The organism is Bacillus pseudomycoides DSM 12442 (genome assembly GCF_000161455.1).
GTDB lineage: Bacteria > Bacillota > Bacilli > Bacillales > Bacillaceae_G > Bacillus_A > Bacillus_A pseudomycoides.
Map to the genome: position 1 here is coordinate 5,598,645 of NZ_CM000745.1, position 13,216 is coordinate 5,611,860.

16 protein-coding genes and 1 pseudogene are annotated in these 13,216 nt (G+C 34.2%); 11 read left to right on the top strand and 6 right to left on the bottom strand.

From position 1 onward, the window contains the following. Nucleotides 1-50: 50 nt before the first annotated feature. The 6 genes from BPMYX0001_RS28305 to BPMYX0001_RS28330 all read right to left on the bottom strand — a co-directional run bounded on the left by BPMYX0001_RS28305 (nucleotide 51) and on the right by BPMYX0001_RS28330 (nucleotide 5,322). Entirely contained in the window at nucleotides 51-305 is a 255-nt protein-coding gene (locus BPMYX0001_RS28305; protein ID WP_033799531.1) for a hypothetical protein, read from the bottom strand. Nucleotides 306-431: 126 nt separating this feature from the next. Then, nucleotides 432-863, bottom strand: a complete 432-nt coding sequence (locus BPMYX0001_RS28310) for a hypothetical protein (RefSeq protein ID WP_244268571.1) — start codon at nucleotides 861-863, stop codon at nucleotides 432-434. A 9-nt stretch (nucleotides 864-872) separates the two neighbouring features. Beyond that, nucleotides 873-2,063 (bottom strand): ParM/StbA family protein, encoded by a 1,191-nt coding sequence (locus BPMYX0001_RS28315; RefSeq protein ID WP_006097584.1) that lies wholly within the window; start codon nucleotides 2,061-2,063, stop codon nucleotides 873-875. A 249-nt stretch (nucleotides 2,064-2,312) separates the two neighbouring features. Then, complete coding sequence (locus BPMYX0001_RS28320; RefSeq protein ID WP_033799533.1) at nucleotides 2,313-2,864, bottom strand: DUF3967 domain-containing protein; 552 nt, start codon at nucleotides 2,862-2,864, stop codon at nucleotides 2,313-2,315. 671 nt (nucleotides 2,865-3,535) lie between these two features. Further along, on the bottom strand, nucleotides 3,536-4,501 hold the full coding sequence (locus BPMYX0001_RS28325) for a hypothetical protein (protein WP_033799534.1): 966 nt from the start codon (nucleotides 4,499-4,501) through the stop codon (nucleotides 3,536-3,538). Between the two features lie 320 nt (nucleotides 4,502-4,821). Further along, the gene (locus BPMYX0001_RS28330) at nucleotides 4,822-5,322 is read right to left on the bottom strand and encodes a helix-turn-helix domain-containing protein (RefSeq protein WP_006097587.1); all 501 of its coding nucleotides are present in this window, start codon (nucleotides 5,320-5,322) and stop codon (nucleotides 4,822-4,824) included. Nucleotides 5,323-5,527: 205 nt separating this feature from the next. Between BPMYX0001_RS28330 and BPMYX0001_RS28335 the strand changes: the two genes are divergently transcribed. The 11 genes and pseudogenes from BPMYX0001_RS28335 to BPMYX0001_RS28380 all read left to right on the top strand — a co-directional run. Continuing rightward, nucleotides 5,528-5,731 (top strand): helix-turn-helix domain-containing protein, encoded by a 204-nt coding sequence (locus BPMYX0001_RS28335; RefSeq protein WP_033799535.1) that lies wholly within the window; start codon nucleotides 5,528-5,530, stop codon nucleotides 5,729-5,731. A gap of 129 nt (nucleotides 5,732-5,860) precedes the next feature. Continuing rightward, a complete protein-coding gene (locus BPMYX0001_RS28340; RefSeq protein WP_033799536.1) occupies nucleotides 5,861-8,089 on the top strand; it encodes a thioester domain-containing protein in 2,229 nt (742 codons plus the stop codon). Between the two features lie 28 nt (nucleotides 8,090-8,117). Then, nucleotides 8,118-8,264, top strand: a complete 147-nt coding sequence (locus BPMYX0001_RS33540) for a hypothetical protein (RefSeq protein WP_006097589.1) — start codon at nucleotides 8,118-8,120, stop codon at nucleotides 8,262-8,264. 132 nt (nucleotides 8,265-8,396) lie between these two features. Then, the gene (locus BPMYX0001_RS28345) at nucleotides 8,397-8,801 is read left to right on the top strand and encodes a type IV secretory system conjugative DNA transfer family protein (protein WP_050774454.1); all 405 of its coding nucleotides are present in this window, start codon (nucleotides 8,397-8,399) and stop codon (nucleotides 8,799-8,801) included. A 42-nt stretch (nucleotides 8,802-8,843) separates the two neighbouring features. Further along, nucleotides 8,844-9,419, top strand: coding sequence for a TraM recognition domain-containing protein (locus BPMYX0001_RS28350; RefSeq protein WP_006097591.1), 576 nt, complete (start codon nucleotides 8,844-8,846; stop codon nucleotides 9,417-9,419). 167 nt (nucleotides 9,420-9,586) lie between these two features. Continuing rightward, nucleotides 9,587-9,835, top strand: coding sequence for a hypothetical protein (locus BPMYX0001_RS28355; protein WP_006097592.1), 249 nt, complete (start codon nucleotides 9,587-9,589; stop codon nucleotides 9,833-9,835). A gap of 587 nt (nucleotides 9,836-10,422) precedes the next feature. Then, nucleotides 10,423-10,872, top strand: coding sequence for a hypothetical protein (locus tag BPMYX0001_RS28360; protein ID WP_006097593.1), 450 nt, complete (start codon nucleotides 10,423-10,425; stop codon nucleotides 10,870-10,872). 25 nt (nucleotides 10,873-10,897) lie between these two features. Next, nucleotides 10,898-11,137, top strand: coding sequence for a hypothetical protein (locus BPMYX0001_RS28365; protein WP_006097594.1), 240 nt, complete (start codon nucleotides 10,898-10,900; stop codon nucleotides 11,135-11,137). A gap of 25 nt (nucleotides 11,138-11,162) precedes the next feature. Continuing rightward, on the top strand, nucleotides 11,163-11,456 hold the full coding sequence (locus tag BPMYX0001_RS28370) for a hypothetical protein (RefSeq protein ID WP_003203352.1): 294 nt from the start codon (nucleotides 11,163-11,165) through the stop codon (nucleotides 11,454-11,456). 108 nt (nucleotides 11,457-11,564) lie between these two features. Next, nucleotides 11,565-12,653, top strand: a complete 1,089-nt coding sequence (locus BPMYX0001_RS28375; protein WP_006097595.1) for an LPD25 domain-containing protein — start codon at nucleotides 11,565-11,567, stop codon at nucleotides 12,651-12,653. A gap of 16 nt (nucleotides 12,654-12,669) precedes the next feature. Next, nucleotides 12,670-13,216 (top strand): annotated as a pseudogene (locus tag BPMYX0001_RS28380) (hypothetical protein); the annotation flags it as partial.

The window sequence follows — 13,216 nt, forward strand, 5'->3', positions numbered from 1 at the left end:
GGTATCATGATGCTGAAATGATACCTCTTCTCTTTTCTTTAGTTATTGTGCTAAGAAAATAGATACACCAAAAAGCCCACAGCGCATATAACACTACCTATAACAAGAGCCAAAGCTAGTACTCCAAATAATAACCGACCAAGAAAATAAAAACCTAAGCAAACAAAAGCCATAACCACTAAAATTCCAATGATTTGCAAAATAAACGATTTAATTACAAACAGTAAACTTAAAAGGATTATCAACCATAAAACCAATTTTAATATTCTAGGGATCTGTTTCTGTTTATTTATAGGAGCTTCCATCATCCCACCTCTTTTATGAAAATATAAAAAAGAGTGCCTTCTCTAAAAAGTAAGCACTCCGTGTTGTATTTATGCATATTTTGTCTTTTGCTTCTTCTTATACAAATACTATATTGTAAATTTTCCTTAAAGCCATTTATTTATATCCATATTTCTTTTTATAGGTTTATTTACTGTCGCTTCTTCAATCTTTTCTTCCGATTTTTCAATAGCATCATTCGTCTTATTTTCTTCTTTAACGACTTTATTTGATATTTCGTTTTCTTTAATTGAACTACCTTCTTCTTGTTTTCTGTATGTTAAAGGCGCTAGGGAAGATACACCTCTTGGTATATCTCCTTGTAGCATCCCTTTTGCACTAAGAAGGTCTTTTGCCATTCCCAGCTTCACTTCTTCACTATCAACGCTTTTTGTTCCATACAATGAGATAAAATGTTCTAAAACCTTTCTTGTTGCTTCGTTTGGGTTTTCCTGAGCATCTATCCAAACGAATAATTCCGGACATCTTTGACGCATTTTTTCTGACAGAGGAATTTGAATCGCTTTTGGTTTCGCCATCATAATCACCTAATTTACTTGTTCTGTTTGAAGTGCAATCGAACTAAATACTGTCATACCTTTTACATTCATTTCTGTAGCATTTTTAGGGTTGATCCATAATATTTTAATCTTTTTGGAATCACAAATTTCTTTTAGTTCTTCAAAAAGATTCTCTTTTAACTGAATACTTCCACCACCGTAAACACAAACAACATCTACATCATATTTCAAATCTTGCAATTTAGTTTCCGCAGTATCTAATACTTCATCAGCTAAGTTAAATTTTGCTCTTGCTAAGAATTTTTTTGCATCATCATAATATTTCGGATGTACTTCTTTTAGGTATCCCGCAAACTCTTGTCTTTCTACAGAGAAACCCCATTCATCCTCGAAATCTTTCTTAGCACGCTCAATCGCATGACCTATACCATGTCTTTCACCTGAAGAATGATCATTATCATAATCGTAACCTTTTGTAACCACATATTCTGTAGTACCATCTCCAATATCAATATGTAGAAGACGTTTTTCTTGGAAGTATTCTCCCGTTATATTTTTCAAATTATACATTTCCTTAAATTCATTAAATAAGTCATCATCTCTATAGTTTCCTTTACCATCCTCAATTAGTGCGAATAGGGCTACAGTTCCTTCTTGTACTACAATGACTTTATCAAATTTTAAAGTTACATAAATTCTCACATCACCAACAGTAACAGTTACGTGGTGACTACTATTTGTAAATCTGTCAGAAAGTTGTTTTGCTTTTTCTTTCGTCCATTCACTGGCTGGTAAAGCTGTAACCATTAAAACATTCACTTCTACATTTGTACCTTCTTCTAAAGAGTTCTCTTTATTAAACATATCTTGAACTGCACGACAAGCAATTGCACTAACGGTTGTCATAATTGTAGTGTCTTGTTTATGCTTTCCGCGATTTGATCTAATGTTAAGGTTTTGAAGATCTGCGCCTGATCGAATCGCACGTTCACCAACAAAGATTCTTTGAGCTACTTGACCTTTTAGTGCTGAAGAATTCACAGTCACATCCATATTACGAATTAAGCCATGCACTAATTCTTCAATTTTTTTATCTTGTGGAACAGGATCTTTATACACATAACTATACGTGTTTGGAAACTTCATCATTTCTCCATTAATCGTAATCTTTTTTTCGGAATTCCCATTATCATCTTCTACAAAATAATTTAATTTCATTTATATTACCCCTTTCTTATTGAAAAGAATTTATTTTTAATGATTTTAACTTATCTTAATTACATTTTACCATAATCGGTCACAGAAAACAATAAAAATAAATAATAATAAATGATTTTAAATTAAAATGATTTATTTTTATTTAAAAAGATTTATTATCATGATTATATAGAGGTATTTGAGATGTTTTTAATTTAAAACAAATTTTAATAATTTATTGTTATTAATTTTAAATCAAAATTATTTGCCTCATTTCCAAAAATTCCACCATTTTTTTTCTTCTTTATTTTGTGATGCTACAATAAGTTGTTTGGTTTCTTGAATCTCTCTAATATGCGTTAACAGTAACGAAGCACGTTCATCATATCTGTTCTCTATGCGTTCTAAGCGTTCGGCATTCATTAATTCTAAGCGTTCGAGCTGTTGGATTTTCTCTTTCAGTAATATTTGTTCTTGAAGTAATTGTTCCATAAACTCTTTATTAACAGTTATTGTGTTCTCAGGTAGAACGCCAGGCGTTCTATTGTTTTCTTCTGAAACATTATTCCCTTTATCTTCAATAAAAGGAACAGATAAAACAACTTTCACAGTACTTTCAATGCTCATCCCAGCTTCTTGGATCAGCTTTTTCATCTGTTCTAGTACTTGAATATCTTTTTGAACAAAAGCACGACTATTTTTTGCACCTTTAACAAATAAGTAGTTTTCTTGTTCTAAAGCTAAACACCATTTTCTCAGCGTACTGGTTCCTATCTTTAAGTGTTCCGCAACTTCTTTTGTCCAAAACGAGCGTTCTTGCAACTGTTCTACCTCCTTAATTATTATATAGAACGCTTCCACACTAATTGTTAAAACTCCTACACTTTATATTCATTTTTTAAATAAACAGATTCCCCATGCCTCGTTATAAATGTCCATATAAAATATAAAGCTACTTAATTTCTACAAATATTGATACGGATAAAATATATAATTTTCAAAGTAGCTATTAATATTGTAGTTATTTAGGGAATCATTATGACTAGTTCAAGTTCTTATATACGTATTAGACAAGGCATGTAGGTTCTCCCTAAAATGAGACGGCATTCCTTTTTAAAATTCAAATCGAATTTAAGGTCATCTTATTTATTAATTCTTGTTTTTAAGAATTAAAATCATTAAATACATTAGGATTCATTTTTGAGCCGTGCCTCTTACTCTGACAAGCATTTAAAGATTTCTTCTTAGTAAAATCCAAAGTTAAACTGAATATAAATAGTAGAATCTTCAGTTTATATAGAGTGCAAATTTTATAGATAAATAGATAAGAAAAAAATAAAAAAGCTGTGAGGATGAGAAGATTTTTGAAGGATTTTATGTAGAAAAATATTATTTTAAGAAGAGTTTAAATTAAGACATGACAAATAGCCTTGCCTGTATATGATTTTTTAAGCAAGGCTGTAATATAGATGTTTTTTGTTTGCAAATTAGCGTTAATTTGTATTCAATTTTCGCAGGATAGGATCAAATTTTGGATCATCAACCCAATTATGAAAAGTAAAGTTACTTTCATATTTTTCTTCACATTCAACGTTTGCGTTACGTTCGTTTCTTTTTTTAATTTTTTCAGTATACATCTTCATAAAATGAGCGGGATTACTTATTTCGGCTTGATTATATTCAAACCATTCAACACATTTTTCGAAATCCCATCGCTGATAGGTGTCTATATTTCGTGGCATTCTTAAAGCAATTGTATACGCATCTTTTTCTGTTAAGTATGTGATGGGTTGACTCATAATATATTGGTATGCTTTTCTCTGATCTTCACTTAAATACTCATCTAAATCTTGCGATCTATCAGTAATATTTCGTGCATAAGTATTCGTTTTTGTTATTTTTTCAGAACTTAAAATATCTACACCATTGGATGAAACATTTTTTTCTTCATGGTCAGGTACACTGGCGTTCTTAAACAGTTTCTTCTTTAAAATTTCAGTGAAAGTAGAGCATACATCAATTGCTAAATCCCATTTCACCTTGAAGTATTCTATAATTTTCAAGTAATTGTTATGTAGGGTTAAAATGTAAATCGAAGGGGCAATTTTACCATGTCTTCGTACTTTAATCTGTTGGCACACTCCCAAATCTTGCAACCAATTAAACACGTAATTAATAATTGGTTTTGAAATGCCAGATTTTTTGCTAATCTGATCTTGCTTTACTTGGGAATATCCTTCTTGTACCAAATATGATAAAACTGTTTCTAAAGCTTCATATTTTCGTGGTGTAAGATAATCTTTTGTAGTATCACCCTCACAATCTAAGACTATATTATCAATATAAGTAGTAACTTGTTTAATTGCTTGATTAATAGTTCCTGGTGTTTTAGATAAGTGCTTGATGCGGCGACTTAAATCGGTCTTTGCTTTACTAAGCAAAAAATTTTGAAGTAACACAAAAAAACCTCCTATTTTTCCCACCACAAATACACACAAAAATAGGAGGTTTTTATTCACATTATAATTTTCACATGCTATAATAAATATGTAGAAATTATAAAAGATAAACCCCCTACTCAAATCGGGTTTTTAATTAGTTCAGCGGCCAAACTGAGATACTAATTAAAAACGAGGTGTGGTAGGGTTTATTTTTTATTTTCATTTAATATTTTTAACTTTAATAAGGTTATATCTTTTTATATGTTCTATTGTATAACTATAATTATGAGATATCAATCGTTAATGTTAGAATTAGTAAATGTAAATAAAAAAAGCCACTAGCTATCTGAACTAGTGGCTTTAATTTCGTATTGAATGTATTTTCTAAAATTATCATACTCTTCTTGTAACTTATTATATTTATAACTAATAAATTCTGTGTACTCATGAAGTTGCTTTTCTAATTGTTCTTTTTTGTTTACTGGTAATGTAAGTAGATCTTTATAAAGATCAGTTGTTATAAAAGGTAGTTCTGGGCTTTCATTATCCTCTTTTTCTTCTATATTGATATCCTTATATTTTTTGTTTTCTTCTACTACAAATATATTATCTTGAATATCCTGAGTGTTGCCGACCAGATAATCAGTACTTACTCTGAAGAGGTTTGCTATAACTATTAATACGCTATATGGGGGTTCAGCACCTTTATTTTCCCAGTTGCTGACCGTAGTTTGAGCAAAACTTGTTCCGGTGACCTGTCCTATTTCTTCTCCCAATTGTTTCATACTCCAACCAGCCTCTAATCTTAGTGTTTTCACACGTGCACCAAAAATACTCATTCTTATATTGTTCCTCCCTCTTAAATTTAAGATCTGTTGTACATTTATTTGCAAAGACTACATCTGTTATAGCTCCGAAGAAGGTTATTTAACTTTTAAAGTGATCATATAGATAAAAAAACTCAAAAAAGCACTAAAAAATAGTTGATTTAACTTCAAAAGTGATATATTATATTTGTAAGGATAACCGAAAGGAGGTTAGGTAATGACTTTATCATGTGAGAGATTGGCTCAGAATTATTCTTTAGAGTCCCTGTCTCAGGTTTTAAATATTAGTCCTCAAGTACTTCACTCTATAGAGAAAGGCAAGGCAGGACTTAATGCAGAACGAGCGGAAAAAATTGCTTATTTTTTTAACAAACCTATTGAATATTTTTTTGTACCAACGTATTACAGAGTTCGTAAATAACTCAATAATAGTTATATTGTTTTAATGAAAATATAAATGACTATATAAGATTAATTATAGTGAAAAACTCTAGCAATTCAAATACAATTTTGATCTTTGAAAACTGCATATATGAGGGAGCTGTTAGTCATGTTGAAACGATCGTATCAAATGTTACTCATTGCTATGAGTATGCTTCTAGTTGTTCTGAATTTTGTATTTCCACTGACCAAAGCAAGTGCTGAAGTCATCAATCGTGAGAGATATGAAATAAAATGGAGTTATAGCCCCATGTACGGGAAAGAACTACGGACAGAATTACTGAAGAATACAAATGGTCAAATTGCGTATTGCTTAACGTATGGAAAACTCAGTCCAAATGGCAATGACCTTCCAGAGATGGGGCGCACAGATAATATTGTGTACCGGGTACTTCTAAATGGATACCCACAAAAGAGTCCGGAAGAACTGGGTGTTTCAAACTGGAAAGAGGCGCACTATGCAACACAGATCTCTGTCTGGGCGGCATTAGGGCAAATTGACATTAATGAAGTTCAACATAAGAATGCGAATGTTGCCAAAGCTGTAAAAGCAATTATTGCTGGGGCAGATGCGAGTCAGGAAACACAAGAACTGTACATGAATGTAACACCAACAGACAATCAAGAAGCGAAATTAAACAATGAGTACTTTGAGACGACATTGTATCAAGTAGAAAGTAATGCAAAGAACGGTGTATTTACAGTCCAACTATCAAATGCACCAAATGGAACAAAAGTTGTTTCAACAAACGGAGAAGAGAAACAACAGTTCAACCTAGGAGAACAATTCCGTATCCTTGTACCGAAATCCTCTCCAAGTGGTACTTTTTCCTTAAAAGTATCTTCTAACCTTTCTAAGTTACATGCAGTAGCCTATAAGGGAAATGACAAAATACAGGATGCTACGGTTTTATTAGAAAGAACTGAGGAAAAAGTAAGCACAGATCTACAGGTACACTGGAAATCCCTTGGTGGATTAAAGGTTGTAAAAATAGGAGAGCAAAAAGAAGTGTTACAAGGTGCTGTATTTGAAGTATTCAACCATGCAAACGAAAAAGTAGGCAAGATTACTACCAATGAGGAGGGGACAGCGAGCCTTTCTGGTTTAGAAGCTGGGAAGTATGCTTTAAAAGAAGTAAAAGCTCCTACTGGCTATGTATTAAACGACAAACCTCAAATACTTGAAGTGAAGACTGGTGAAGTTGCAACAATCACTGTAGCGAACGCTAAAGTGAAAGGAAACATCGAGATTACAAAGCTAAGTGACAGCGGAAAAACTCTTCCAAAAGTAGAGTTCACTGTATATACAGCGGATGGAAAAGAAATTACTAAGACCATTACAAATGAGCAAGGGATTGCTCAAGTAAAGGATCTTCCATATGGGCAGTACTATTTTGTTGAGACGAAAGGTGTAGAGGGATACCTTCTTAATAAAACGAAATATCCATTCAAAATTAAAGAACAAGGGGAACTACTCAAATTTACAGTGGAAAACAAAGAAGTAAAAGGAAATGTGCAACTTCTTAAGGTAGATGAAGAGAATCCTGATAAGAAGCTAGAAGGAGCAACTTTCATCCTTCAGGATAGTAAAGGTAAGAAAATCAGCGAACATAAAACAGATAAAAATGGAATGATCCAAGTAAACAATTTACCGTTTGGATCTTATCAGTTTGTAGAAAAGCAAGCGCCAAAAGGATATGTTCTATCAAAAGACCCAATCCCTTTCAATATTTCAGAGAATAGCAAAACTATCACATTAACGGCTAAAAATAAACCAATTAAAGGTACTCTTATCATTACGAAGGTGGACGTGGCAGATGGGAATAATAAACTTCCAGGCGCAGAGTTCGCAATCTACGATAAGCAAGGAACGGAAGTCGTGAAAGGTAAGACAAATGAAAAGGGAATTGCGACATTTGAGAAGCTTCCAGCCGGGGAGTACACATACCGGGAAACCCTTGCGCCAGAAGGATTTCTGATTAACGAAGAAACCTTCTCTTTTAAAATTAAAGAAGATGGTGAAATTATTAAACACACGGTGAAGGATCAGAAACAGCCGACACTACCAACACCAGAGACACCACATCAACCGGACCAACCAGAGACACCAGAACAACCAAAAGTAACAGAAAAGCCTGTTACTCCACAACCAGAGACACCACAACAAATTGTTAAAAAACCACAACTAGACAAAACACCAGAGAAATCAGAAACACGACTTCCAACAACAGGCGGTAAAGCTGAAAATCCATACATAAAGTGGATTGGGATTGCATGTATCGCACTTGGTGCAATCGGAGCTGTATTTGCAGTAAGGAATCGTAAAAAAGCGCAATAGTTCAAAATAAGAAAGGAAGAATTGCAAGATGAGACAAGAAAATATGACGAAAACCCAAGCTCATTTCAGTGAAATAGATGAAAATCCGCTTGGTTTTTTTGTTGGCTGTTGGAATGCATGTATACTTGCACTTCCCATTTGGGCAATTGTGTTTTGGATAGGGAGCAAGGTGTAAGAAACCGAAGGGGGATGAAATGAGATGTCAGGAGTCTACATCGGTACAACCAAACAGTCATGTGTTTTGAAGGAGCCAATGGTTAGGAGTCGTTCAAATGCATGGACTGGAGGGAAACTGGGAAACGAAAAGATGCATTGCAAGGGTGATTGGCTTTCCGAAGATCTCATGCAAGCAATTTCAATCGCACAAACGGTGATCAAACCAAAAGAACGATATGATTTTTGGATTGAATCCGCTACAAAGTTGTTGGCAGGTAGTATTTTGTATTTAGATCAAAAACATAAAAACTTGTATTACCTAGATGTAAAAAAAGTAATTGAGTTTACGAGAAAAATATATGAAAGTGAAGCAAACTTGGTAGAAGTAGTAAGGTCGCTAGAAAATGAGCATCCAGCGTATCCAATATTTTACGAACTAGGTTTATATTCAAAAGAGACAAGGGATGCGACAATTATTACACTGTTATACATTCTTGAAAAACATCAACGTGAAAAGCATGGAGAAGAAAAAGAGTATTTTTGGTTTCAATATTGAGTAAAGAGTTTAAAAGAATGAAATAAGAAAGGAGAAACAGGCATGCTAGGAGTGATTCAAAAGTGCTCGGGGCTTCTACAGGCGGTTGGAATTTTTGATCGAGGAGAAAAGGGTGTGGATGTGACAAAAGCTTCTCAAGAAGCTTATAGGACAGTGATTGGGGGTGTCAGAAAAGCCAAACAAAAGTTTATCTTTATTTTCGATCCAACGGATCAAGTTTATGAAGATACACATCAACAGAAGCTAGCGCAAGGATATCACATTGTAAAGCACAATTTGTTAAGTGATACAGTGTTCTTAGATTATGAAAATAATCAAAAAGTGATTATGTATGTCAGTATAGATACAGTTACTAGTACGTATGAAGATAGAGGTGAGGCATTATCTCATTTTCTCCACTTTCTAACTGAAAAGAAGAAAATTCGACCGATTCATCTCGTTTTCTATCAATTTGATCTTTATCCTATCCCTCATATAGAGCAGTTTTTAAAAGAAAGTGCTACCTATAATATTCGAACTTCCATCGTAGTAGAATCTCATTCCGTTTTACAGCGTATATACGGAAAACATGGGGCAAAACGAATTGCTACATCGTGTCAGACAACAGTCCTAGCATAGTCTTACCTTTCAAAAATAATCTTTTTTACTTCAGATAAGAGAATTAAACCGAATCGCATAAGGTTTTCGGGATACTACAGTCATTCATGATATATAGATGACTAGGAAACTATATAAGATGAGAGGGGGGATTTCAAGTCCTTCCCTTTTAGAAGGAGGCGATACACATGGGAAAAGAGCAAAGACTTGCATTCTATGATATATCGTCGTCATGTGCACAAAGTGTCAAAACATTCGATGGCAAAGTGTATCAGTTAAAAGGAGCGGTAGCAGTAGAAAACACAACAGGAAATATTGAGAGGGTTGCAGAGATCTATTACCGTGTCCGTTCAGTCATGGATGAAAAACAAAAGATAATTGCCAAGAGAAGAAACCAGAAGGATGAATTGACAACCGTGTGCCAACGACGGAAATAAGATGATTTTCGAGAACAAACAAGCGGTTTTGGAGTGTGCTGAGATATACAGCTTTATCTGATGTTGGAAAAACAAATAATTTCGTAACTATTTTTATAGACGGTCAAAACGAAAGTTTTTCCTTATTGAAGCACAACTGTCCTTTGAAAATTCCACATGCGTGCCCTCTTTCGAAATGGTCACTAGAAGGGTTGGGTATACGATTGATTCATTGTTCGGTGTGTGCGTACGTAAAACACACCTGTGACCACGGGAAAAATACGGTGTATCTATCATCTGTAGGAGTTAGTAATCGTGAGGAATATCCCAGTGTGACATTCTGAAGAAGCGATGAACACAAAAAACAGTAGATACACAAGGTTCTACGTACATGCCAAAACGTTGTGCAGTATTGGGCTTATGGAGGTCAGGTCGGGAGGGACTCTCCTATGCATGCCAATATAGGGTTTACCATATCAGCCATAAATGGTAATTAATCATTATTTTCCCAATATTCTTGCTATAATAATAACCAGATGTGGAGAAACGATCTGAACTCTCAGTAGACTCCAAAATCGCTTGTTTAATACGAATAGGGAGGTCAAATTATGACTCGAAAATCAAAAATCATTGCCGTTATTGTTGCATTGGTTGCAATCTTAGGGATTGGTTCCACACTGGTATTCTCAAATAGCAAGAAAGGAGAACTTGAAGAATTAAGCCCTCAAGAAATGAAAAAATTCATGTCACAGGATGGAACGGGATTTGTCATGTATTCTTTCCGTAAAGAGGATCGAGTGGACTATATGAATCAAGTTCAAAGAGCATTAAAGAATAATGATGTAAATGGTAAGGAATTAGATAGTAATCACCCTAATTATGATGGTAAGAAAAGTCAATCAGATTATGGTCTAAAACAAACTGGAGAAACATTAGCTTATTATGAAAAAGGAAAGCTGAAAAAACAAATCGCACTAGATAAATACAAACCATCTGAGTTAGAAAAAGAATTAGATGTGTTTGTACGTAATATGAAGGAAATGTATATCGATAAATAAGTGAATAGAGAGGCGGTGTAATAAATTGTCTAATCCAACTGTTACACAGCGAGATTTAAAAAAATCAAGAGATTTAGTAGAAAAATTGCTGAAAGTCAAAGGGGAAAGTTATCAAAATTGGTTACATGCACAACATCAACAGTTCATTGAAGGAAATCAAGAATTAATCTTAGAAGCACTCACTCTATTTGTAGGAGAAGAAAAAGGTTCCGGTAGAGCACCTGAACGTCCGGCGGAATTTTCGCAGTCAAGCGAAGTTGTATAACACAAATATAAGGAGAGTGTAGGTTATGTTTAAATTAAATCATATGATTTTAGGTGCCGGAGACGGCATGTCTAGTTTGATTAGCACAGGTGAAGCAATTTTAACCTGGGCACAACGTCTAGGACTCATTAGTGCGGCAATCGCATTTTGTATTGGTGGTTACTACCTTATCTGGGGTGGGGAAAGAGGAAGACACCAGAGTAAAGGGTGGTTTCTGGGAGCGGCTGGAGGATTAATCGTTGTAATGGGTGCAAAGGGATTAGCAGAAGGTATTAATAGCAATATCAAATTTGGATCTATTTTGTTCTTTTGGATGTGAGTATACAACAAAATACGTTTTGGTAAAGAAGCTATGCAATTGTATAGCTTCTTTTTATATGCCTTACATGCCAGTTAAAGCATTAGAAAGGGGAGGAGGACACAACTTATGTTAGAAGTCATGTTTACCAAAAGTGCAATACCAGAGATTAAAAGTTTTCAAAAGATGTCGTTACAGGATGCTTGTAAGATTACGTACCAACTTGAACAAGCGTTACAGGAACAAGAAAATATCATCCATGTAGATTTCCACATATTAGATCAAAACAGTGATGAAATGTATGCAGGGACATTGTCCTTAGGTTCTGGTTATGCTTCTCATTTGTATGAACATGTAGAGAATAAATTGTCTGCCATGGAAATGGATGAAGAGCAAGAGGAACAAAAAGAAGAACTGTTAGAACTGATGGGACAAGAGATTGAAGAGTTTTTAAAGGAAATTGCTCCACCTGAAGAGGTAAAAGAACCAGAAGAAAACAACGGAGCTAGAGGGAAACAACATGCTAATGAAGAGCTTCCTTTAGAAAAAGGAAACAAGAACAAAAAACATCTGTTTCAAATTATTGGAGGAGCAGTTGGAGGGATTGTAGTAGGAGCTGTAAGTGTTTTTTCCTTGTATACTGTCCCAACAAATTCAGTTGAGGCAAGAACCAATCAGCCGGATACACATTTAGTAAAAGGGCTTCAACAAGCTTCTATTCAGCAATATCCAAAGGCAATTCAAGAGTTTGAAAAACTGGATTATAAAGGACTAGATAAGGAAAGTCAAAAGGCAGTGTTATTTTCTTACCTATTAAGTGGAAAGGCAAATAAGGCCATACAGTATGAAGCGAATTTTGCTGAGAGTGTTGTAGCTTACTATATCGGAATCGACAATACGAAAAAAATAAATGAAATTGATATTAAAAATGATGTGATTGATTTTGAAAAGGCGGCACTCAATAAGAAATATAAGGATGTGATCCGATTAAAAGCAAAGGTCAATATGGATGGTAGACGTGAAAAGCTTGTAGCTGAAGCTTATGTGAATCAGAAAAAATTTGATGATTGCTTTGCCTTTGCAAAAACACAAGGAAATAAAACTCTTATGAAAGAGGTAAAAGAGTTACAAAAAAAGGATGTGGGGCAATCCACTCTTAGCGAAGAAGAAAAGAAAGCGAAAATCGAAAAAATTGATAAGGAATTAAGCGAGATCTAAAGGGGGAAGAAACGCTATGCCATTAAATTATCAGAAATTTTTTAGACAGATGGGAATTGTAGCTGTAGGTGGTTCATTGTTATTAGGTAGTGCTGGTTGTAGTTGGCTTGGAAGTAAGGAAACAGCAAAAAGTAAGCCAGCTATAACCAAAAAAGTTGATAAAAATAAACCAGAAGAAAAGAAAGAAGATATAAATAAAAAAGACTTTGAAACAATGACAGAAAATGCGATACAAAGTCAGGATAAAGATGTTGCATACGTCCTAGACATTGATAAAAACAAAGTGAATTATAAGGATAAGACAATTGCAAGCAATCTTCAAAATGGAGATGAAACAACTTCTCGTGTTCTAGCTCTATTTGACAACGAAACTTCAGATAAAACGATTCATGATACAGCGAAGGACAATGTGGTTGCAGCTATTACAGATGGAAATCCGCAAGTGACAGTAAAAGGTGACCAATTTGCATTTGGTGATCAAAATACAGACTTGTCTTTAGCTAGCATTGTAGATGTGGCACCAACAGATCCAGATAAGCCGAAGTCACCGGTAGATCCACCGA

What these genes read in the sequence shown, in the direction of transcription:
- BPMYX0001_RS28305 (WP_033799531.1), bottom strand. Translation starts at nt 305, where the DNA reads ATGGAAGCTCCTATAAATAAACAGAAACAGATCCCTAGAATATTAAAA.
- BPMYX0001_RS28310 (WP_244268571.1), bottom strand. Translation starts at nt 863, where the DNA reads ATGGCGAAACCAAAAGCGATTCAAATTCCTCTGTCAGAAAAAATGCGT.
- BPMYX0001_RS28315 (WP_006097584.1), bottom strand. Translation starts at nt 2,063, where the DNA reads ATGAAATTAAATTATTTTGTAGAAGATGATAATGGGAATTCCGAAAAA.
- BPMYX0001_RS28330 (WP_006097587.1), bottom strand. Translation starts at nt 5,322, where the DNA reads ATGAGTATTTTTGGTGCACGTGTGAAAACACTAAGATTAGAGGCTGGT.
- BPMYX0001_RS28335 (WP_033799535.1), top strand. Translation starts at nt 5,528, where the DNA reads ATGACTTTATCATGTGAGAGATTGGCTCAGAATTATTCTTTAGAGTCC.
- BPMYX0001_RS28340 (WP_033799536.1), top strand. Translation starts at nt 5,861, where the DNA reads ATGTTGAAACGATCGTATCAAATGTTACTCATTGCTATGAGTATGCTT.
- BPMYX0001_RS33540 (WP_006097589.1), top strand. Translation starts at nt 8,118, where the DNA reads ATGAGACAAGAAAATATGACGAAAACCCAAGCTCATTTCAGTGAAATA.
- BPMYX0001_RS28345 (WP_050774454.1), top strand. Translation starts at nt 8,397, where the DNA reads ATGCATTGCAAGGGTGATTGGCTTTCCGAAGATCTCATGCAAGCAATT.
- BPMYX0001_RS28350 (WP_006097591.1), top strand. Translation starts at nt 8,844, where the DNA reads ATGCTAGGAGTGATTCAAAAGTGCTCGGGGCTTCTACAGGCGGTTGGA.
- BPMYX0001_RS28355 (WP_006097592.1), top strand. Translation starts at nt 9,587, where the DNA reads ATGGGAAAAGAGCAAAGACTTGCATTCTATGATATATCGTCGTCATGT.
- BPMYX0001_RS28360 (WP_006097593.1), top strand. Translation starts at nt 10,423, where the DNA reads ATGACTCGAAAATCAAAAATCATTGCCGTTATTGTTGCATTGGTTGCA.
- BPMYX0001_RS28370 (WP_003203352.1), top strand. Translation starts at nt 11,163, where the DNA reads ATGTTTAAATTAAATCATATGATTTTAGGTGCCGGAGACGGCATGTCT.
- BPMYX0001_RS28375 (WP_006097595.1), top strand. Translation starts at nt 11,565, where the DNA reads ATGTTAGAAGTCATGTTTACCAAAAGTGCAATACCAGAGATTAAAAGT.